The 21,269-nt window shown below is 58.4% G+C and carries 19 protein-coding genes; 9 read left to right on the top strand and 10 right to left on the bottom strand.

The window, feature by feature from the left end:
- Positions 1–82: 82 nt before the first annotated feature.
- A complete protein-coding gene (locus tag ACIPF8_RS11720) occupies positions 83–937 on the top strand; it encodes an amidohydrolase family protein (RefSeq protein ID WP_400421069.1) in 855 nt (284 codons plus the stop codon).
- 18 nt (positions 938–955) lie between these two features.
- On the opposite strand, the gene ACIPF8_RS11715 is transcribed toward ACIPF8_RS11720, so the two are convergent.
- Positions 956–1,783, bottom strand: coding sequence for a ferritin-like domain-containing protein (locus ACIPF8_RS11715; RefSeq protein ID WP_400421068.1), 828 nt, complete (start codon positions 1,781–1,783; stop codon positions 956–958).
- A 160-nt stretch (positions 1,784–1,943) separates the two neighbouring features.
- Here ACIPF8_RS11715 and ACIPF8_RS11710 point away from each other — a divergent pair, with 160 nt between their 5' ends.
- Positions 1,944–2,177 (top strand): hypothetical protein, encoded by a 234-nt coding sequence (locus ACIPF8_RS11710; protein WP_400421067.1) that lies wholly within the window; start codon positions 1,944–1,946, stop codon positions 2,175–2,177.
- A 117-nt stretch (positions 2,178–2,294) separates the two neighbouring features.
- Here ACIPF8_RS11710 and ACIPF8_RS11705 read toward each other — a convergent pair whose 3' ends face one another.
- The 4 genes from ACIPF8_RS11705 to ugpB form a co-directional block, all read right to left on the bottom strand.
- Complete coding sequence (locus ACIPF8_RS11705; protein WP_400421065.1) at positions 2,295–3,374, bottom strand: sn-glycerol-3-phosphate import ATP-binding protein UgpC; 1,080 nt, start codon at positions 3,372–3,374, stop codon at positions 2,295–2,297.
- A 1-nt stretch (position 3,375) separates the two neighbouring features.
- Positions 3,376–4,227 carry a sn-glycerol-3-phosphate ABC transporter permease UgpE gene (gene ugpE / locus ACIPF8_RS11700; protein ID WP_400421063.1) on the bottom strand — a complete coding sequence of 284 codons (852 nt, stop codon included), beginning with the start codon at positions 4,225–4,227 and terminating at the stop codon, positions 3,376–3,378.
- 66 nt (positions 4,228–4,293) lie between these two features.
- Complete coding sequence (ugpA, locus tag ACIPF8_RS11695) at positions 4,294–5,178, bottom strand: sn-glycerol-3-phosphate ABC transporter permease UgpA (protein WP_400421061.1); 885 nt, start codon at positions 5,176–5,178, stop codon at positions 4,294–4,296.
- Positions 5,179–5,300: 122 nt separating this feature from the next.
- A complete protein-coding gene (gene ugpB / locus ACIPF8_RS11690; protein ID WP_400421059.1) occupies positions 5,301–6,614 on the bottom strand; it encodes a sn-glycerol-3-phosphate ABC transporter substrate-binding protein UgpB in 1,314 nt (437 codons plus the stop codon).
- A gap of 436 nt (positions 6,615–7,050) precedes the next feature.
- Between ugpB and ACIPF8_RS11685 the strand changes: the two genes are divergently transcribed.
- The 4 genes from ACIPF8_RS11685 to ACIPF8_RS11670 all read left to right on the top strand — a co-directional run bounded on the left by ACIPF8_RS11685 (position 7,051) and on the right by ACIPF8_RS11670 (position 10,699).
- Positions 7,051–8,190 carry an acyl-CoA dehydrogenase family protein gene (locus ACIPF8_RS11685; protein WP_400421057.1) on the top strand — a complete coding sequence of 380 codons (1,140 nt, stop codon included), beginning with the start codon at positions 7,051–7,053 and terminating at the stop codon, positions 8,188–8,190.
- A 103-nt stretch (positions 8,191–8,293) separates the two neighbouring features.
- Positions 8,294–9,214 (top strand): SDR family oxidoreductase, encoded by a 921-nt coding sequence (locus ACIPF8_RS11680; protein ID WP_400421055.1) that lies wholly within the window; start codon positions 8,294–8,296, stop codon positions 9,212–9,214.
- A 31-nt stretch (positions 9,215–9,245) separates the two neighbouring features.
- On the top strand, positions 9,246–10,361 hold the full coding sequence (locus ACIPF8_RS11675; protein ID WP_400421053.1) for a CaiB/BaiF CoA transferase family protein: 1,116 nt from the start codon (positions 9,246–9,248) through the stop codon (positions 10,359–10,361).
- 14 nt (positions 10,362–10,375) lie between these two features.
- A complete protein-coding gene (locus ACIPF8_RS11670; RefSeq protein ID WP_400421051.1) occupies positions 10,376–10,699 on the top strand; it encodes an SCP2 sterol-binding domain-containing protein in 324 nt (107 codons plus the stop codon).
- Between the two features lie 85 nt (positions 10,700–10,784).
- On the opposite strand, the gene ACIPF8_RS11665 is transcribed toward ACIPF8_RS11670, so the two are convergent.
- Both ACIPF8_RS11665 and ACIPF8_RS11660 read right to left on the bottom strand, forming a co-directional pair.
- Complete coding sequence (locus ACIPF8_RS11665) at positions 10,785–12,917, bottom strand: 3-hydroxyacyl-CoA dehydrogenase NAD-binding domain-containing protein (RefSeq protein ID WP_400421049.1); 2,133 nt, start codon at positions 12,915–12,917, stop codon at positions 10,785–10,787.
- Positions 12,918–13,088: 171 nt separating this feature from the next.
- Entirely contained in the window at positions 13,089–14,294 is a 1,206-nt protein-coding gene (locus ACIPF8_RS11660) for an acetyl-CoA C-acetyltransferase (protein WP_400421047.1), read from the bottom strand.
- A gap of 177 nt (positions 14,295–14,471) precedes the next feature.
- Between ACIPF8_RS11660 and ACIPF8_RS11655 the strand changes: the two genes are divergently transcribed.
- The gene (locus ACIPF8_RS11655) at positions 14,472–15,095 is read left to right on the top strand and encodes a TetR/AcrR family transcriptional regulator (RefSeq protein ID WP_400421045.1); all 624 of its coding nucleotides are present in this window, start codon (positions 14,472–14,474) and stop codon (positions 15,093–15,095) included.
- On the opposite strand, the gene ACIPF8_RS11650 is transcribed toward ACIPF8_RS11655, so the two are convergent.
- A complete protein-coding gene (locus ACIPF8_RS11650; RefSeq protein WP_400421043.1) occupies positions 15,092–16,297 on the bottom strand; it encodes a citrate synthase family protein in 1,206 nt (401 codons plus the stop codon). The two genes, ACIPF8_RS11655 and ACIPF8_RS11650, sit on opposite strands and share 4 nt — an antisense overlap.
- A 108-nt stretch (positions 16,298–16,405) precedes the next feature.
- On the opposite strand from ACIPF8_RS11650, the gene ACIPF8_RS11645 reads away from it, so the two are divergent.
- Positions 16,406–17,797: a CoA transferase gene (locus ACIPF8_RS11645; RefSeq protein ID WP_400421312.1), complete on the top strand. Its 1,392-nt coding sequence runs from the start codon at positions 16,406–16,408 to the stop codon at positions 17,795–17,797.
- Positions 17,798–17,904: 107 nt separating this feature from the next.
- On the opposite strand, the gene ACIPF8_RS11640 is transcribed toward ACIPF8_RS11645, so the two are convergent.
- A complete protein-coding gene (locus ACIPF8_RS11640; RefSeq protein ID WP_400421041.1) occupies positions 17,905–18,492 on the bottom strand; it encodes a superoxide dismutase in 588 nt (195 codons plus the stop codon).
- A gap of 154 nt (positions 18,493–18,646) precedes the next feature.
- The gene (gene xseA, locus ACIPF8_RS11635; RefSeq protein WP_400421039.1) at positions 18,647–20,008 is read right to left on the bottom strand and encodes an exodeoxyribonuclease VII large subunit; all 1,362 of its coding nucleotides are present in this window, start codon (positions 20,006–20,008) and stop codon (positions 18,647–18,649) included.
- A gap of 654 nt (positions 20,009–20,662) precedes the next feature.
- On the opposite strand from xseA, the gene ACIPF8_RS11630 reads away from it, so the two are divergent.
- On the top strand, positions 20,663–21,268 hold the full coding sequence (locus tag ACIPF8_RS11630; protein WP_400421037.1) for a MotA/TolQ/ExbB proton channel family protein: 606 nt from the start codon (positions 20,663–20,665) through the stop codon (positions 21,266–21,268).
- The last annotated feature ends 1 nt before the right edge of the window (position 21,269 follow it).

The following is a 21,269-nucleotide window of genomic DNA, read 5'->3' as shown; positions in this document are numbered from 1 at the left end:
TATTGGTCCAGCCAATGGGCCTTTAAGTCGTTATTGTATATACTGAAATAACGACCTGCCGTCTTAACCGTAGAGTAAATGCATGGTTCCCGAATCCCCAGTCCCGCAAGCAGCGTTACGCATCGACGCCCACCAGCATTTTTGGCTGCTGGCCAATCGAAGTGGGCAATGGCCGCCTGCGGATCTGGCGGCGATTCATCGCGATTTCTTGCCGCAGCAGTTGGCTCCTCTGTTGAAGCAGCACGGCATCGACGGCACGGTGCTGGTGCAATCCCTGCCGAGCGTGACAGATACGTTGTTCCTGCTGACGCTGGCGGAGCAAACGCCTTTCATCCAGGCGGTGGTCGGCTGGGCCGACTTGAAATCAATGAATGCCGTTGAGCAGATTGCGTTATTGGCCTCACACCGGAAGTTGCGGGGATTGCGGCCGATGCTGCAGGGCCTGGCTGACGACTGGATTGCCGATCCGCTGCTGGCGCCGGCGATCGCCGCCATGCAGCGCCACCGGCTCAGCCTGGATGCGTTGGTGTTGCCACGTCATTTACCGGCATTGCTGGCGTTTGCGCAATCCCACCCCGATCTGTCGATCGTGATCGATCATGCCGCCAAACCGCCGATTGCAAGTGCTGAAATGACCCCGTGGCGCGAGCATATCGCCCGCTTTGCTGCATTACCGCAGGTGTATTGCAAATTGTCCGGATTGGTTACTGAGGCGTCGGCCGATTGGCAGGATGGCGACCTGCGGCCGTATGCAGATCACGTTCTCGACGTGTTTGGCGCATCGCGCGTGATTTGGGGTAGCGACTGGCCGGTAGTCAACCTGGCCGCCGATTATGGGCGCTGGCTCACCACCACGGACAACCTGCTGTCGAAGCTGGATCAGCAGCAGCGGCAACAGGTCATGGGGTTGAACGCGCAGCGTTTCTATCGCTTATAGCAACGTTGGCAGGGGCTATCAACGCAGAATCACCTTGTTCATGATTTGCGTGGCCGGATACGCAACCAGAGACTGCAGCACACGCGGCAGGTCGAGCGGGCGCATGATCATCTTGATGGTCATGTCGGCCGTCACGTGGCTGCGGATGGTGCCGTTCATCTTGCTGCTGATCTGCTGCAGCCGGACAGGGTCGTCGGCGTGTTGCGGCTCTCTCATCTTGAGCACATGACGCAGTGCGCAAGCGGCATCTTCGTTGCGCAGCTCCAGCGTGCGGCGGCGCAGGGCGCCGAATATGCTGTGGCGGCGCAGATGCTCCTGTTGCCGGAAACTGCGGAAATAACGGAAGAAATGCTTGTAATGATTCACTTCATCGCGGGCGATGCGCGCTGCCAGGTCCTGCAATACCGGTTCGTCGGTGCTGCGCGACAGGGCCCCGTAGAAGGTTGCGGTGCCGGCTTCGACCACGCAACGCGCCACCATTTCCAGGCCTTTGCTGGGCTCCAGCAGTTCGACCTTGCAATAGCCTGAATACTCGTCGAGGAAGCTGCGATAAGCGGTCGGCCAATCGAATTCCGGCCAGATGTGCTTGACGTAGGCACGCAAAGCCTGGCCATGCTGCAACTCTTCAACTTCCCATTGCTCCCGCAGCCAAGCCGAGATTTCGGGCTCGTCGCCGTAAAAATCGACCAGGTTTTGCGTATACAGATCGGATCCGCTTTCGACAAACGAGGCGCAGGTGACCAGGTAGAACAGGTTTTCGTCGGGTCTGACGCGCGCGACATCGATTTTTGAAAAATCAAGATCGGCGATTTTCCAATGCGCATTCTCTTCGCGATCTTTGGGCATAATCAATCTCTCCATGTGGTTGTGACTGACTTGGGACCTGCTAGCAGGTCCTAGGTACGACGCCTGACGTAACAATTAGTTCAAGTTACACGATTTTGCGGCTGTGTGCATTTTTTAGCCTCGTGCTAGGATTGAACTCTTACTTGCAAGAGAGGTGAACATGAGTGACCAGGCCAGCAGCAGTGTCGAATATCGCGGATATGTAATCGTGCCCCAGCCGGTGCAGGGCCATGACGATTTGTGGCATGACGGCTATCAGATACTGAAAGCCGGTGCCAGCGTATCAAGCCGCACCAACACGGAAAGTGCGCATGCCACGCGCAGTACGGCGCTTGACAGCAGCGTCGAGTTCGCCAAGATTGAAGTGGATAACCTGGTCGCAGTGAGCGAGTGAAATCTGATTGGCGATATACATCGCTAATGCCCCGCCAATGAATAAGCCCGCTTGCTGCAAGAGTGCAGCAAGCGGGCTTTGTTCGCCGGCGTCGATGTGAGGCGCCGGCAAGTCATTTTAGGCAAATTCGATGCGCTGCGTCGTTTGCGAATTGAACCAGTGCAGGGAACTGTCCTCAAAGCCGGCGGTGATTTGCTGCCCGGTTTCCACCGCAGTGGCGGCAGGCACCCGCATCACCAGCGTTTGATCTCCTATCGACGCATGCACCAGCAGGTCGGCGCCTAACGCTTCCACCAGTTCTGCCCGCATCGACAGCCCAGGCTGGCCGAACAGCAGGTGTTCCGGCCGCAATCCCAGAATACAGTCGTGGCCGGCAATCGCATTGTGGGTAAACGGCAGCTGGATCGGTGCGGCGTTCTCCAGCACGAAACTGTTGCCGTCCGTCGCCACCCGGCCATTCAGCAGGTTCATCGGCGGTGAGCCGATAAAGCTGGCGACGAACGTTGTGGCCGGTTTGGCATAAACCGCAGCCGGCGTGCCGATCTGTTCGGCGCGACCGCCGTTCATGACGATCATGCGCTGGCCAAGGGTCATGGCTTCGACCTGGTCATGCGTCACGTAGAGGCTGGTGGTGCCCAGCGTGCGGTGCAGTTTCTGGATTTCCAGGCGCATCTGGACGCGCAGCTTGGCATCCAGGTTGGACAGCGGTTCGTCGAACAGGAATACCGCCGGTTCGCGCACGATCGCGCGTCCCATCGCCACCCGCTGGCGTTGCCCGCCCGACAGCTGGCGCGGCGTGCGTTGCAGCAGGGCGCCGAGCTCGAGGATCTTGGCTGCCTTCTGCACGCGCACTTCGATATCGTCCTTGCTCAGGCCGCGGATTTTCAAACCGTAGGCCATATTCTCGTAGACGCTCATGTGCGGGTACAGCGCGTAGTTCTGGAACACCATCGCGATGTCGCGGTCTTTCGGTTCCAGCTTGTTGACCACGCGGTCGCCGATCACGATATCGCCCGAGCTGATCTCTTCCAGCCCGGCCACCATGCGCAGCAGGGTCGATTTGCCGCAGCCGGAAGGGCCGACCATGACAATGAATTCGCCATCCGCAATATCGATCGAAATGCCATGGATGACATCGACTGTCTTCGGCGCCTTGCCGTAGGTTTTCTTGACGTTCTGTAGGTGTACTTTTGCCATATCACTTCTCGGAATCAACCAATCCTTTAACAAACCATTTTTGCATCACCACCACCACCAGGCCCGGCGGCAGCATCGCCAGCACCAGGGTCGCCATCACCATATTCCATTCCACTGCCGAGTCGCCGCCGGCGATCAGGGTCTTGATGCCGATACCGATCGGATACATGTCCTGGTTGGTAGCAATCATCAGCGGCCACAGATACTGATTCCAGCCGTAGATAAACATGATCACGAACAGCGCAATGACATTGGTGCGCGACAGCGGCCAGATCACATCCTTGAAGAAGCGCAGGGGGCCGGCGCCGTCGATGCGTGCCGCTTCCGCCAGTTCATCGGGCACCGTCAGGAAGAATTGCCGGAACAGGAAAGTCGCGGTAGCCGAAGCGATCAGCGGGATCGTCAGGCCGGCATAACTGTTGAGCATGTGGAAATCGGAGACCACCTGGTAGGTCGGTGTAATGCGTACCTCGACCGGCAGCATCAGCGTCATGAAAATCATCCAGAAGAACAGCGAGCGTCCAGGGAAACGGAAATACACCATGGCAAACGCCGACAGCATCGAAATGGAAATCTTGCCGATGGCGATGGCCAATGCCGATACCAGGCTGACCCACAGCATGCGCGCCACCGGCGGCGCCGAGACGTTGCCGGACGCGCCCTGGGTCAGCAGCGCGCCATAGTTTTGGATGAGGTGGCTGCCAGGCATCAGGGACAATGGCGCTTGCGCAGCCTCCTGCGCGGTCTGGGTGCTGGCGACAAACGCCACATACAGCGGAAAGGCGATGATGATGACGCCCAGCAGCAGCACCAGATGGCTGATCATGTCGAGTATAGGGCGGCGCTCAATCATTGCGTTCCTTCGTGATGAAATCCGTCATGCGCGGAAATGACGCGACGGGATCGGCGATATTTTTGTTCACGCGTACTGCACTTTCTTTTCAACATATTTGAATTGCACCACGGTGAGCACGATGACGATGGTCATCAGCACTACCGACTGTGCGGCAGCGCTGCCCAGATCGCCGCCCTTGAAGCCGTCGAGGAATACCTTGTAGACCAGGATCTCGGTATCTTTGCCGGGACCGCCCTGGGTGGTGGCTTCGATGATCGCAAAGGTATCGAAAAATGCGTAGACAATATTGACCACCAGCAGGAAGAAAGTGGTGGGCGACAACAATGGAAATACAATCGTCCTGAAACGCTTGACCGGTCCGGCGCCATCGATTGCAGCCGCTTCGATCAGCGATTTGGGAATGGCCTGCAAGCCGGCCAGGAAGAACAGGAAGTTGTAGCTGACCTGTTTCCAGACCGCTGCGATCACGATCAGGATCATCGCGTGGCGTCCGTTCAGTACGTGATTCCATTCGATGCCGAAGTGATGCAGCCAGTTGGAAATGATACCCAGCGTCGGGCTCAGCATGAACGTCCACAGGACCCCAACCACGACAGGCGACACCGCATATGGCCAGATCAGGAAGGTTTTATAGATCGAAGCGCCTTTGATGACGCGGTCGGCAAAGGCGGCCAGCATCAGCGAGAGCGACAATCCGAGCACCGCGACCAGCAGCGAGAATATCGCGGTGGTCTTGAACGAGGCGAGATAGTTGCTGTCGGCGAACAGCGCGCGGAAATTGTCGAACCAGACGAACTCGGAATAGCCGCCGAAGGCATCCTGCAGCAGCATGGATTGGTACATCGCCTGGACTGCCGGCCAGACGAAAAACAATAGGGTGACAATGATCTGCGGCGCGACCAGCGCATAGGGCAGCCAGGCAGATTTGAAGCGAGCGCGTTTTTCCACGATGGGACTTTCTATCGTCCGCGGCGATGCGGGATATCAGGGTATGACGGGGCTGCAATTCCGTAGGGTGGGCACAACTGCCCACCCTACGTGCTACATGAAAGACTAGGTATCAGCTTGCTTTATTTGTTGGTTTTTTCGAAGCGTTCCAGCAACAGGTCGCCACGTTTTACCGCGGTATCGAGCGCTTCTTTTGCCGTGATCTTGCCGGTCCAGACGTTTTCCAGTTCTTCGTCGATGATGGTGCGGATTTGCGGCATGTTGCCGAGGCGGATGCCGCGCGACTTGTCGGTAGTCTTGGTAATCATCTGCTTGACCGGGACATCGGTGCCAGGATTGCGATCATAGAAGCCCGATTTCTTGGTGATCTCGTAAGCCGCGATGGTGGTTGGCAGATAACCGGTTTCCTGATGCCACTTGGCTTGCACCTCAGGTTTCGACAGGAACTTGAAGAACTTGGCGACGCCCTTGTATTCGTCGTTTTTCTTGCCGCCCATGACCCACAGCGAAGCGCCGCCGATCATCGTATTTTGCGGTGCGCCTGGCACATCGCTGTAATACGGCAGGGTAGCGATACCAAACTTGAACTTGGAATTTTTGGCGATATCCGCATAGCTGGACGACGAGCCGGTCAGGATGCCGCATTCGCCGGCATAGAATTTCGAGGTTGCCTCATCCTTACGGCCGGCGTAGGTGAAGTAGCCTTGCTTGGCCCAGTTGGCCAGGTTCTCTATGTGCTTGACGTGCAATGGGCTATTGAATTTCAGGCGCGCGTCGAGGCCGTCGAAGCCATTGTTCTTGGAAGCGAATTCGACGTTATGCCAGGTCGAGAACGATTCCAGTTCGACCCATGATTGCCAGGTGGTGGTGTACGCGCATTTGGCGCCGCTGGCCTTCAGCTTGGCGGCGTCGACCGCGAGTTCCTGCCAGGTCACCGGCGGCTTGTTCGGATCCAGGCCGGCCTTGGAGAACATGTCCTTGTTGTAGAACATCACTGTGGTCGAGCTGTTGAATGGCAGTGACAGCAGACCGCCCCCTTTTGGTGCGGCGTAGTAACCGCCGATGGCAGGGATGTAGGAAGACGGATCGAACGGCTCGCCGGCCAGTTTCATGACTTCCGACACCGGTTTGATGGCGCCCTTGGAATACATCATGGTGGCAGTGCCGACTTCAAATACTTGCAGGATGTCCGGCGCATTGCCGGCGCGATAAGCGGCGACCGCGGCGGCCATGGCTTCATCGTAAGCGCCTTTGTAAACCGGGGTTACCTTGTATTCGGACTGGCTCTTGTTGAATTCGTCGGCGAGGCCATTGACGCGGTCGCCGAGGGCGCCGGCCATCGAGTGCCACCAGGATATTTCGGTGACGGCATGGGCTGAAACGGACATGGACGCAAGCGCGCAGGCGATGGCTAGTGCTTTGAATTTCGATTTCATCAGGGCCTCCGTAAAATTTTTGAATATAGCTAGTCGATGTGACGACCGCGTGACAGCTGCGGTGTGGGAAGCTGCTGTAAAGCCGGATTCTATAGGCGAGTTTATGCCGCGCGCAATGTTTGTTTTGCGTACTTGTCATGAATGCGACATCGCAGGGCGTAACTGCGGCTCGTTGTAGACGAGTCAGATCATCGGAAAAAAGAAAAAATAGTGTAATAAAAATTACCCATATGTCGAATGGGGGCTCTATGCTTCAAGATTGACATCCAAGAAATCCTTACCTACCATCGATCGAGCGATTTTGCGGTATCAATTCGATAAAGTGTAATTTAAATTACGCAATAAAAATACCAGGAGACTCAATGCGCCACGCGTCCACTCACCATACTTTGCACGATTCCAGTGCCGATTTCAGCTTTGTATCCGGGAGTCGCGCATGATTCCCCGCCAGTTGTTCGATGCCGATCACGAAGAGTTTCGCCAGAGCTTTCGTCGTTTCGTTGAAACCGAGGTCATGCCGCGTCACGCCGGCTGGGAAGAGCAGGGATTTGTCGATCGCGATATCTGGCAGCGCGCCGGCGCCTTGGGTTTCCTATGCACCAACATGCCGGAGAATTATGGCGGTTCCGGCGTTGATCGCAAGTTCAGCACCATCGTGCTGGAAGAACTGGCGAGGGCGAATGCCTCCGGCATTGGTTGGCCACTGCATTCGGATATCGTGGCGCCTTACCTGCTGCGCTACGGCAGCGAGGAGCTGAAACAGGCCTGGCTGCCGAAAATGGCGGCTGGCCAGGCGATCACCGCGATCGCCATGTCGGAGCCAGGCACCGGATCGGACCTGCAATCGATCAAGACCAATGCCATCGAGGATGGCGACGACTACATCGTCAACGGCTCCAAGATTTTCATCACCAACGGCTACAACAGTGACATGGTGGTGGTGGCGCTCAAGGTCGGCGACAAGGCGCGCGGCGCCAAGAACGTGTCGCTGCTGGTGATCGAGGCGGACCGGCCCGGCTTCAGCAAAGGCAAGCCGCTCAAGAAGATAGGCATGAAGGCGCAGGATACCTGCGAGCTGTTCTTCGAAAATGTGCGCGTCCCCAAGAGCAATATCATTGGCGAAGTCGGCGCCGGATTTTCCATGCTGATGCAAGAGTTGGCTTGGGAGCGCCTGCTGATTGCGATTACCTCGGTCGCCAATGCCGAAGCCATGCTCGATGTCACCATCGCCTACACCCGCGACAGACAAGCTTTCGGCCGTGCCGTGTCGTCGTTCCAGAATACCCGCTTCAAACTGGCTGAAATGAAAACCGAATTGCAGATCGCGCGCGTGTTTGTTGATCGCTGCGTCGAGCTGGAGGTCAAGGGCGAACTGCAGGTGGATGCCGCAGCAGCAGCTAAGTACTGGTGCTCCGACCTGCAAGGCAAGGTGCTGGATCAGTGCCTGCAACTGCACGGCGGCTACGGCTTCATGCAGGAATATCCGATTGCGCGCGCCTTCATCGACGCCCGCGCCCAGCGCATCTACGGCGGCACCAATGAAATCATGAAAGAGATCATTTCGCGGAACATTTGATGCGGGCTTGGCGGAAAGTCACCTTGTTGCTTATAGTGTCTGAATTCGGACAGTTTTCAAGAATAAATTTTTAACTCGTTTTCAACTCATAAAGATTTAGATCATGGCAAATGAATTGCGTTACGACGGCCGTGTGGCGATTGTCACCGGCGCAGGCAATGGATTGGGACGCGCGCATGCGCTGTTGCTGGGCGCGCGCGGCGCCAGCGTGGTGGTCAACGACCTCGGTGGCGATGTCCACGGCGGCGGCAAGTCTAGTGCAGCGGCGGACCAGGTGGTGGCGGAGATCAAGGCAGCAGGAGGCAACGCGGTCGCCAACTACGACTCGGTGGAGGACGGCGGCAGTATCGTGCAGACTGCACTCGACCACTTTGGCGGTATCGATATCGTCATCAACAACGCAGGCATCCTGCGCGACAGCAGCTTCGCCAAAATGAGCGCCGACGATTGGGACCTGATCTACCGCGTCCACGTGCTGGGCGCTTTCCGCGTCACTCATGCGGCCTGGCCGCATATGCGCAACAAGGGCTATGGCCGGATCGTCATGACCACCTCGGCGGCTGGCATCTACGGCAATTTCGGCCAGACCAACTACAGCATGGCCAAGATGGGCCTGATCGGTATGGCCAACACCCTGGCCATCGAAGGCGCTTCGAAGAACATCCGCGTCAACACGATCGCGCCGCTGGCCGGCTCGCGTATCTCCGAGACGGTGATGCCGCCGCAGATGCTGGAAGCGTTGAAGCCGGAGTACGTAGCGCCGTTGGCGGCTTATTTGTCCCATGAGAGCTGCGAGGAAAGCGGCAGCTTGTTCGAAGTCGGCGCCGGTTTCCATGCCAAGCTGCGCTGGGAACGTACAGTGGGCCATCATTTCCAGGGCAAGTCGTTCGGTCCCGAAGAGGTTGCGGAAAAATGGGCGGAGATCGGCGACTTCAATGAAGCCACGTATCCGAAGAGCATCGGCGAATCGCTGATGTCGATTCTGCAGGGTGTGGCGTCGCCGTTCGGGCAAGGCAAGAACTGATCTGCCGGCGCCAGACAAATCGGCCGATGCGATGAGCAATCCTCTCCTGTCCGGGATACGCATACTGGATCTGACACGTCTGCTGCCTGGGCCGTTTTGCAGTTTTTACCTGGCGCAGTTAGGCGCCGAGGTGATCAAGCTGGAGGAACCGCAGGGCGGGGATTACGCCCGCATGCTGGCGCCGGAATTGTTCACGCTGGTCAATCGCGGCAAGAAATCGGTGACGCTTGATTTGCGCCAAGCGCAAGCCGTGACCGCCTTCCACAAGCTGGTTGAGGATGCCGATGTTGTGATCGAATCGTTCCGCCCGGGCGTGATGGACAAGCTCGGCTGCGGTTACCAGCAGTTGAAGTTGATCAACCCGCGCCTGGTGTACGCGGCGCTCACCGGCTATGGTCAGACCGGTCCCTACAAGGATCGCGCCGGGCACGACATGAACTACTGCGCTTACGCCGGCGTGCTGGAACAAACCGGTGTCGCCGGCGGCCCACCGGTGCTGTCGAACTTCCAAAGCGCCGACCTGGCCGGCGGCGCGCTGACTTGCGCGTTGGGCATACTCGCTGCTGTCATTGGTGCGCGGGCATCGGGGCAGGGAACCCTGGTCGATGTCGGCATGCTTGACGGCACGTTGGCCTTGCAGGCACTATCGCTGGCCACCATTCGTAGCGCTGGCCAGAGCGCGCAGCGTGGCAGCGATATGCTGAGTGGCGGCCTGGCCAATTACAATATCTATGCGTGTGCCGACGGCAAGCATGTCGCCATGGCGGCGCTGGAGCCCAAGTTCTTTTTGAATTTCTGTCAGGCCGTCGGCAAGCCGGAATTAGCGGGATTACCAGCGAACGGCGCCGCACTGCGTAACGCGCTGGAAGTCTTGTTCAGTACTCGCTCGCGCGACGAATGGGAGTTGCTGCTGGCCGATCGCGACTGTTGCGTGTCGGGCATCTACAGTCCGCAGGAAGCACTCGATAATCCGCAAGTCAAGGCGCGCGGCCTGATCCGCAACGAAGATGGCAAACCGCTGCTGGATTTGCCGATCAAGTTTAGCGATGCGGATAGTGTGCACGGCGATTGTCCGCGGCGTCAGCAATTTGAATCAGGATTTCTGACGCAAAGAAGCACCGTTAAAAGATCAGATTTTTTATTATAACTAGAGGAAAACACATGACAGTCAACGACATCATCAAACTCATGCCGGCCTGCCTGAAGGCTGACGCTGCGGCAAATATGAAAAACACCATCCAGTTTGATATTTCGAGCCCGATGTACCTGCGCATCGAAGATGGCACATGCAGCGCGCATGACGGCGTTGCCGATGCGCCCGATGTGGCGCTGACGATGGCGGACGACGATCTGAAAGCATTGCTGAAGGGCGAGCTGAACGGCGCCATGGCATTCATGAGCGGCAAGCTGAAATTGAAGGGCGACATGATGCTGGCGCAGCGGATTCCGTCGCTGTTTGACGCCAGTAAATTTCCGGCCGCATAAAGATTGAAAAAATCCAGACCAACACTCTGAATAGCCGCTCTTCATCGGCAATTGACGAAGAGCGGTGCAACGAACACGCAAGACCCTATTCGAATTTCTTCCCTTGTTCGGCCATGTGCACCAGTATTTTTGCTGGCGCAAAATAGGCGTCGAATTGTTCCGCCAACTGGTTGGCGCGTTTGACAAAATTGGCCACGCCGTAGGCGTTGATATACTGCAGCGCACCGCCCTGGAACGGCGCAAAGCCCCAACCGAAAATGCTGCCGATGTTGGCGTCGGCCACGCTCAGCATCACCTTTTCTTCATAGCATTTGGCGGCCTCATTGGCTTGCACGAACATCATCCGCTCGATCATGTCCTTTTGCGGCAATTGCTGCGATGCCAGCGGGAATGCCCGCTGCAATCCGGGCCACAGGTGCTTGGGTTCATTTGCCGGGTAATCGTAGAATCCCTTGCCGGCTTTCTTGCCGTTGCGGTCCAGTTCTTTCGCCATTTTTTCCAGGCCGGCATCGGCTGGATGGCCGGCGAACGGTTTGCCGGCGGCGGCAAAATCCTTGCGGGTTTGCTGCAAGATGTGCCATGACAGCGACAGGCTGATTTCGTCATGCAACGCCAGTGGTCCGACCGGCATGCCGGCTTGCAGGCCGGCCATCTCAATAGCGCGCGGATGCTGGCCTTCCATCAGCAGTTTCAAGCCTTCCATCACGTAAGTGCCAAACACGCGCGAAGTGTAGAAGCCGCGCGAGTCGTTGACGACGATCGGGGTCTTCTTGATTTGCTGTACGTAGTCGAAGCCGCGCGCCAACGTCTGCGGGCTGGTATGTTCGCCGATGATGATTTCCACCAAAGGCATCTTGTCGACCGGGGAAAAGAAATGCAGGCCGATGAAATTGGCCGGACGCGAACTGGCTTGCGCCAGGCCAGAGATCGGCAAAGTGGAGGTGTTGGAGGCAAAGACGGCATCCGTGCCGATGATCGCTTCGGCCTTTCTGGTGACCTCGGCTTTGACCTGGCGGTCTTCGAATACTGCTTCAATGATCAAGTCGCAACCGGCCAGGTCGTTGAAGTCGACGGTCGGTTTGATCAGAGCCAGCAGTGACTCCTTGCCGGCCGCAGTTTGCTGGCCACGCTTTAGCGCCTTGTCGAGCAGTTTGGTGGAGTAGTTCTTGCCATTCTCGGCAGCTTCGATGCTGCTGTCCAGCAGCACTACGCCAATGCCGGCTTTGGCCGATGCATAGGCGATGCCGGCGCCCATCATGCCGGCGCCCAGTATGCCAACCTTGCTGACGCGTGAAGGTGCGAAACCCTCGGGGCGCGATTTGCCCTTGTTAATCGCGTTCAACTGGAACCACAGCGTGCCGATCATGTTCTTGGCGACCGGCGACAATGCGCAGTTGACGAAGTAGCGCGATTCGATTTCGCAGCCAGTGTCGAAATCGACAATGCCGCCTTCAAATACGCAACTCAGGATATTGGTGACAGCCGGATAATTGCCATGCGTCTTGGCGCTCGCCATTGATGGTGCGATCGACCACAATTGGGCATTGGCCGGGGTTTTCGAGTCACCACCAGGCCAGCGGAATTTCTTGTCGTCCCACGGCTGCGTCGCCTTGGGGTGTGCCAGGCACCATGCCTTGGCCTTCGCAAGCAAGTCTTCCTTGTCAGTCGCCAGTTCCTGGATGATCCCTTGCTGCAACGCGTCTTCTGCACGCAATTCCTTGCCTTCCAACATCAGCGGCAACGCATTCTGGATACCGATCAGGCGCGGCAGGCGTTGCGTGCCACCACCGCCGGGCAGCAGACCCAGCTTGACTTCCGGCAGGCCGAATTTCGCTTTCGGATTATTGATCGCAATCCGATGATGGCAGGCCAGCGCCAGCTCCAGTCCACCGCCCAGCGCAGTGCCGTTGAGCGCCGCCACCACAGGCCGGCCGCATTGCTCCAGGCGGCGCAGGAAACCTTTGAATTCCTGCACCAGATTGAATGCGGGTTGGGCTTCGGTGATCTGGAACAATTTTTCGATGTCGGCGCCGGCGACAAAATCCGCCTTGCCGGAGGTGATGATGACGCCGGCGATAGTCGGGTCGGCTTCAATGTCGGCAATCGCCGCCATGAATGGTGTGGTCAACGCTTCATTCAGTACGTTCATCGAACGCCCCGGCATGTCAAGCAGCAGGGTGACGATATTGTCGGTGTCTCTTTGTATGGTTATGCTCATGATATGGCTTCCTGAGATGTTGGAGTAAAGCTGTTTGCTTAGAGCACTGCGTCACTCAGAGGTGTGGACTGGTTTTTTGCGTTTCTTCGCAATTCGACCTTTTCCCTTGATCAGTTGAGGACAGAGTCATTCGCCACGCTACGGTGGCTCCTAAACTCCGTCCCACAATACTTAAATTCGTTCGATGATGGTGGCGATACCCATGCCGCCGCCGACGCACAGCGAGATCAATGCGGTGGATTTTCCGCTGCGCTCCAGCTCGTCGAGTGCGGTGCCGAGGATGATGGCGCCGGTAGCCCCCAGCGGATGCCCCATGGCGATTGAGCCGCCATTGACGTTGACGCGCTGCGGGTCGATGTCGAGGTCGCGGATGGCGCGCATCACGACAGCGGCAAACGCCTCGTTGATTTCAAACAGGTCGATATCCCTGGTGCCCATGCCGGCCTTGGCCAGCGCCTTGCGCGCCGCCGGAGCGATGCCGGTCAGCATGATGGTCGGCTCCGAACCGGTGACGGCGACCGAGACGATCCGCGCTCGTGGCTTGAGCCCGAGCTTGACGCCCATTTCCTTGCTGCCGACCAGCGCCAGTGCCGCGCCGTCAACGATTCCCGAAGAGTTGCCTGCATGGTGCACATGGTTGATTTTTTCGACGGTCGTGTATTTGCGCAAGGCGGTGGCGTCGAAGCCCATTTGCCCCATCTGCTCGAACGCCGGCTTCAATGCCGCCAGATTCTCCAGCGTGGTTTGTGCGCGGATGTATTCGTCGTGATCCAGGATCAGCATGCCGTTCAAGTCTTTTACCGGAATCAGCGATTTGTTGAAACGACCCTCAGCACGGGCCAGTGCCGCTTTTTGTTGCGATTGCAGCGCAAAATTGTCGACATCGGCGCGGGAGAAATTTTCCAGCGTCGCGATGAGGTCGGCGCCGATGCCTTGCGGTGCGAAGCCGGTGCCCTGGTTGACGCGCGGATCCATGAACCAGGCACCGCCATCCGATCCCATCGGCCAGCGCGACATGCTTTCGACGCCGCCGGCAACTACCAGTTGTTCCTGGCCGGACATGACCTTCATCGCCGCCAGGTTGATCGACTCCAGCCCAGAGGCGCAGAAACGCGATTGCGTCACACCCGCCACCGATTGATCCCAGCCGGCATACAGGATGGCACTGCGCGCAATATCTGCGCCTTGCTCGCCGACCGGCGTCACGCAGCCCAGCACCACATCGTCAACCAGAGAAGTGTCAAGCCGGTTGCGTTCTTGAAGCGCATGCAGCAACTGGGCCAGCAGATTGATCGGCGTTACCTGGTGCAGGCTGCCATCTTTCTTGCCCTTGCCGCGCGGCGTGCGTACGGAATCGAAAATATAGGCGTCAGTCATAGCGTCTCCGGCTTGTATGTTTGTGTAATGAAAATTACACTTACGGTTATGTTTGATTTATGCTGAACACCCACTGTAGTGGGTGGGACAGGCAGCGTCAATTGATAGTTCACTCTAAACCCGCCGCGCACTGGGCGCCAACAAGACGGTAATATTAATTACACAAATAGCAAATTCATGTCATCGGAAAAACAGAAAAGTGTATTGGACCGCTCCTTGCTCAAGCCCGTGATCCGACAGCGGATCGAGGAAGCAGTGCTCGATTTATTTTCGGAACGCGAGTTCCGCAGCGTCGGGTTCGGCGAAATAGCCAGCGCCGCCAACGTATCGTTGCAGACAATTTATAAATACTACGGCAGCAAGGATGCGTTGCTGTTTGCCTGTCTTGAAACCTGGCTAGGCACGTTGGCATCGCGCATGCTCGATCACCTGCAAGGAATCGAAAGCTGCCAGGACAAGCTGCGCAAGGTGTTCTGGGTGGTGCTGGATTTCTTCGACCGCAATCCGAAAGTCAGCCTGCTCATCATGAACTCGCTACAGATCAGCGCATGGGGACGCGACCGTACTTTCCGGCAGCCGGAAATGATGGAAGTCTTGATGAAAACCCTGGCCGATGGCCGGGCTGAAGGTGTCCTCACCGACGAGGTCGATGAAAAAATCCTGCTGGATTATTTCATCGGCATCCTGGAACGGCTGGTGCACATGCACACCATGCGCGGCGAGAGAGAGCCGCTGGCGCTACAGGCGAATGCGCTGTTCAAGATGTTGTGGCGGGCGATTGCCCGGCCCGCGCCGAACTAATCCAGAAAATCAAACGATCCTACGTAGCGTGCCCGCGGCCGGATCAACTGGCCGCTCGCCGCCTGCTCATTGGCATGGGCGATCCAGCCGGCGCAGCGGCCCAGTGCGAAGAGGGTTTGCGAAGCGCCGCGCGCCAGGCCGAAGGCATGCTCGACCGCGGCCAGCGCAAAGTCGATATTCGGTGCGTGTCCGGTCAGCTCGCTGGCCGCCTCGGCGATCGCCAGCAGCGCGGCGACGCTGGCGTTGTCTGTCTGCGTCTTCAGCATCTCGATCAGCATGTGTCCGCGCGGGTCGCCTTGCGGATACAAGGGATGGCCGAAACCCGGCAGTCGGCTTCCATAGCCAAGGACAAGGCCGGGCTCGCTCAGGCATTGCTGTAGTAAGCCCGGCATGTTGTCGCTGGCCATGGCGGCGTCGATCATGGCCCACACGCGCAGTGATTCGCCGCCATGGCGCGGGCCGGAAAGCGCTGCCAGTCCCGCCAACAGTGCCGCCGGCAACGGCGCCCCGGTCGAGGCCACGCAGCGCACGGTAAACGTGGAAACATTCAGTTCATGGTCGGCGCAGGCGATCAACGCTGCCCGCACCAGGTCCGCGTGTTCCAGGCTGAGATGCCAAGCCTCGCAGCATTGCTCATGCAAGGGTGTCGTGCTGATGTCGGCATCCAGCAGCGCCGCCGCCAGCAAGCGCATCAGTTGCGCAGCGTCTGCCAGCTGTCCAGATGGCGGCAAGATCGGCGCGGCGGCCGCCAGCAAGGCGGCGGCGCGTTGCAGCGGCAGGCAGTCGGCAAACGGCTGGCGCATGGCTGCCCAGCCCTGCAGATCGATGATGGGGGCGGCGCCGTCGAAGCAATCCGTGCCGCTATCCCACAAGATCAGCGCGACCTGTTCCAGCGTGGCGCTGCGTGCCAGCTTCATGGCGTCGTGGCCGCGGTAGCGGATGACGCCATGCTCAATCAGGGTGATGCGCGATTCCAGGATCGGCTTGCCCCAGTCGATTGCCTGCTCCACGCTATGGCCGGCCTGGCGGCCATCCTTGCGCCGCGCCGCCAGGCGCAGCACCTGGTCGCGCGGATACAGTTTGCTGCGCTCTCCTTTGCCCGGCAGCGAGCTGAGCATGCCGCGGCTTACATAGGAATACAGCGTGGCGGCACTGACACCTAGCAGGCTTGCGGCTTCGGCGGCGCTAAGCAATTTCTTCATCGGGAAATTTCTTTGTATGGATTGCCGCAATCAAGATTGACGCGGCCGACAGCCAAATTCTAGACTGAATCGTTACTTCTCATAAGGACGATCATGCAAACAGATAACATGGCAGGACGGCTGGCAGGCAAACTCTGGCAGCTCGCAGGCGGCGCTCCAGAAGCCTTGGAGCAGCTCAGTTTTCTCAACCCGGCGGCGCAGCTGCCATCGCAATTCCAGGTTGGCGCACTGGCCGCGGCGACCATCGGTGCGCAGGCGCTAGCGGCGGCGCAGTTCTGGCATCTGCGCGGCGGCCGCCGACAAACCATCACGCTCGACCAGCGCCACGCGCTTGCCATCTTCCGCAGCGAACGCTATCTGCAGATAGACGGCAAATCGCCGGCCGATCCCTGGAGTCCTATCGCCGGCTACTATCAGGCTGGCGACGGCCGCTGGATACAGTTGCATACCAATTTTTCGCATCACCGCGACGGTGTATTACGGGTCCTGCAATGCGCCGACAACCGCGCTGCCGTGGCCGCCGCTATCGCCGGTTGGCAGGCCAGTGAACTCGATGCGCGGTTGGCGCAAGAGGGCATGGTTGCCGCGCTGGTGCGCAGTCCCGATGAATGGCTGGCGCATCCGCAGGCTGCGGCGATTGCCACGCTGCCCTTGTTCGAGATTGAACGTGTCGCCGACAGCGTTCCTGAACTGCCGCAACCTGGACCACGACCACTCAGCGGCGTGCGTGTGCTCGACCTGTCGCGTGTGATCGCGGCGCCGGTGGCGGGCCGCACGCTGGCGCAGCACGGCGCCGAAGTGCTGGCGATTGGCGCCGCGCACTTGCCGAACATCCCGACGCTGGTGATCGACAATGGCCGCGGCAAGCGCGCCGCTCAGCTCGATTTGCGCAGAGAAGCTGGGCGTCAGCGCCTGCGCGAATTGATACGAGGCACCGATGTTTTCCTGCATGCTTACCGGCCCGGCGCACTCGCCGCCCACGGTTTTTCCGGCGAAGCTTTGCAGGCGCTGCGGCCGGGGCTGATCGAAGTGCGCCTTTCCGCCTACGGCCATGCCGGTCCATGGGCCGAGCGGCGCGGCTTCGACAGCTTGGTGCAATCGGCCACCGGTATTGCCTGGGAAGAGGGGCAGGCCGCAGGCAGCGACCAGCCCGGCAAGCTACCATGTCAGGCGCTTGACCATGCCACCGGCTACTTGGCGGCTTTCTGTGCCATGGTTGCATTGCGCAGACGGGCCACGGAGGGCGGTGGCTGGCGAGTGCGGGTTTCGCTGGCGCAGACCGGCCGCTGGTTGCAGTCCATGCCGAGACTTGCCGATGGCCTGCAATATGCCGACCTCAGTCAGGCTGAAGTGGATCAATGGCGGCAGACGATGATGTCGTCCTATGGAGAAATCAGCGCGATCGCGCCGGCCGAACACATGTCGGAAACACCTCCGCATTTCGATCTGCCACCTTCAGCCTTGAATGCACATGAGGCTGGTTGGCAACAGGAGCGGTGAGGGACGGTAAAAAAACGCCAAAAAAAAGCGCTTACGATGAAGTAAGCGCTTTTTTGCTTGCGTGCCGCTCAGTCTTTTATTCCTGGGCGGCCATAACGAATGGTCTGTTATGCGAAATTCTTCGAAGCAAATTCCCAGTTAGCCAATGCCCAGAATGCTTCCAGGTATTTTGGGCGGGCATTGCGGTAGTCGATGTAGTAAGCGTGTTCCCAGACGTCGACAGTGATCAGTGGCTTAGCGTCGGTAGTCAGTGGAGTGGCGGCGTTGGAAGTCGACACCAGGCCGAGCGAACCGTCGGCGTTTTTCACCAGCCAGGCCCAGCCGGAACCGAAAGTGCCGACTGCAGTCTTGGTCAGTTCTTCCTTGAACTTGTCGAACGAACCCCACTTGGCGTTGATCGCATCTGCCAATGCGCCGGTTGGTGCGCTGCCGCCACCTTTGCTTTGCGGCGCCAGGCTGTGCCAGTAGAAAGTGTGGTTCCAGATTTGCGCTGCATTGTTGAAAATGCCGCCGGACGATTTCTTGACGATATCTTCCAGGGAGGCAGTTTCGAATTCGGTACCTGGGATCAGGTTGTTCAGGTTGGTCACATAGGTTTGATGGTGCTTACCGTAGTGAAATTCCAGGGTTTCCTTGGAGATGTGCGGTGCCAGTTCATCCAGACCGTACGGCAGAGGTGGGAGAGTGTGTGCCATGGTGTGCGTCCTTCCTATAGTTTTATTGGGAGTACAAGAATCTGTCGTATTGCTACTTGCTTCGTGAGAACAGCTTCCGGGAGAGCTATTGTAAGGCCCTTTATCCATTCCATGCAGCGACCTTACGATTTCTATTGTTTTTACTAATTTCTATCTAATCTAAAGCCGGCTGCACACTGTCGATGCCGACCTTGGCGCTGCCTTCTGCCAATTGCACTGTAACGAAATGCCGTGGCTGCAACCCCAGCGGGGTGCGGATCACGTGGCCCTTGGCGTCGGAGACGATGGCGTAGCCGCGCTCCAGCGTGCGTTGCGGATTGAGTAATTCCAGCTGGGCGTTGAGCGCTGCCAGCGTTTGCCGGCCGAGTCGGCTGTGCGCCAGGCACGCGCTGTTCAGGCGGCGGCTTTGTTCGAGCAGCCGGTTACGCGGCGCGCTGCTGTCAGGTATTTGTGCGGACAAGCGGGTGCGCAGGTTGAGCAGCGCATAGCGCGATTGCGTCAGCGGGATGCGGGTGGCGTGCTGCAACCTGGCTTGCAGGCTTTGCAGTTTCAGGCGTTCGTGGGCGATGGTGGTGGCCGGGCTGGCCAGGCGCCGGCTCAGCCAATCGAGAGTCTGGCTGGCTTCGCTGAGCCGGCGCTGCATCGCGCGGGTCAGGTCGTCGGCATGCGCTTCCAGCGTCGCCAGCCAATCGGCGCGCGATACGGTAGCCAGTTCGGCGGCGGCGGTTGGGGTAGCGGCGCGCAGGTCGGCGGCGAAGTCGGCAATCGTGAAATCGGTTTCGTGGCCGACGCCGGAAATCACCGGCATTGGCGCCGCGACAATCGCGCGCGCCACGGCTTCATCATTGAAGGACCACAAATCTTCGATGCTGCCGCCGCCGCGACACACCAACAGCAGATCGCACTCGGCGCGGGCGGCCGCGGTGTTGATGGCGCGCGCAATTTTTTCCGCAGCGCCGTCGCCTTGCACCGGCGTCGGATACAGGATCACGCGGACATGCGGTGCACGTCGCGCCAGCGCGGTCAGGATATCGCGCAGCGCTGCAGCCTGCGGGCTGGTGACTATCCCGATGCATCTGGCGAATGGCGGCAGCGGCCGTTTGCGGGCCGGATCGAACAAGCCTTCGGCGTTCAGTTTTTCCTTCAGGCGCAGGAATGCTTCATACAGGTTGCCGATGCCGGCGCGCCGGATCGCTTCAACGTTCAGTTGATAGTCGCCGCGCGGCGCATACAAGGTGACCAGCGCCCGTACTTCGATCTTGTCGCCATCGCGCGGAACAAAGCCGACGTGTTGAGCGCGGCCCTTGAACATCACGGCGCGCACCTGGGCTGCATCGTCTTTCAGCGTGAAGTACCAGTGGCCCGAGGCGTAGCTTTTGAAATTCGATACTTCGCCAGAGACCCAGGCCAGCGGAAAACTGCGTTCCAGCATCCGCGAAACCGCCTGGTTCAAGCCGGAAACGGTTAGCACTGGCGGTCCGCCGGGGCGGTTGTCGGTGGCGTTGGGGAGATTCATGCGCGCTTTCAATTTGCTGAGTAGTCAGGAGCGCTGTCATTGTAAAGCACAGTCGCTGCACATCGATGGAAAAGTGATGCAAATCAAAGGCTTGTCCCGATTGCAGTGCGCTTGCACACAAGCTTATCCACATAATCTGTGGGTAACTCTCAATGTGTGCGGCGCTGTGGATATCCGCAGATGTCGTCATGCCAAAACAACCATGAAGAGATGCCGAAGGGACTCTGAATCACCTATAAACCGCGGTTTGACGCGCATTTGACTCGATCCGTCACACGGGTGAAAACTTCTTTCCAATCAAGGACTTCGTGTGAATCCAGTGCGCTTGTTCACAAAGTTATCCCCAAAATCTGTGGAGAACTTTTATCGTACGGCGTCGGAAAATTCTGCCCGTTTTTCGAGCAGTGCAAAAAAATCCTTTTAAATCATGGGCTTCAGTATTGATTGCGGCACTTATCCACAACCTTGCTCACATAATGTGTGTGGAACTTGCGAAGTCATGCCGTCACTGTGAAATATCCGTGTAAATTCATGCGTTTCGACGCTGCTCATGCTTGCTCGCAACGCCTCAACAAGTTACATTCTGCATCCATGCAGGTGAACCCCTCATTTGCTTCAGTCGCTATCGATCTCGACTTCACCAAGGAGTTTCTTTTGTTTGCCATTATTCAAGCAGCGGGCTGGCCGATCTGGTTGTTGCTCATTGCCTCCATCATTGCCACCGCATTGATTATCGAACGTCTCGTTTATCTGCGCCGGGCGCGCATTTTGCCGCCACAACTGTTGCAGGAAGTGATCCGGGTTTATCACAACGGCAAGATCAACGCCGAAGTCCTGACCAATTTGGAAACCAATTCGCCGCTGGGTAAAGTGCTGGCTGCCGGTTTGCGCAACGTTGACGTGCCGCGCGAAATCATGAAAGAGTCGATCGAAGAAGCAGGGCAGGCCACGGCACATGAGCTGGAACGTTTCCTGACCACGCTCGGTACGATTGCTTCGCTGGCGCCCCTGATGGGCTTGTTCGGAACGGTTGTCGGGATGATCGAGATTTTCGGTGCCACCAACGGCGCCGGCGCCGATCCGGCGCAACTCGGCCACGGTATTTCGGTGGCGCTGTACAACACCGGCTTTGGCCTGGCGATCGCCATGCCTGCGCTGATTTTCTATCGTCATTTCCGCGCACTGGTGGATGGCTTCATCGTCGATATGGAGCAGCAGGCGGTGAAGTTTGTCGATACCGTTCACGGCGCGCGTAAATAAT

Source organism: Collimonas sp. NPDC087041, from assembly GCF_044745265.1.
Lineage (GTDB): Bacteria > Pseudomonadota > Gammaproteobacteria > Burkholderiales > Burkholderiaceae_D > Collimonas.
The sequence above is the reverse complement of the archived record's forward strand: the minus strand, read 5'-3'. Positions and strand labels throughout refer to the sequence as shown.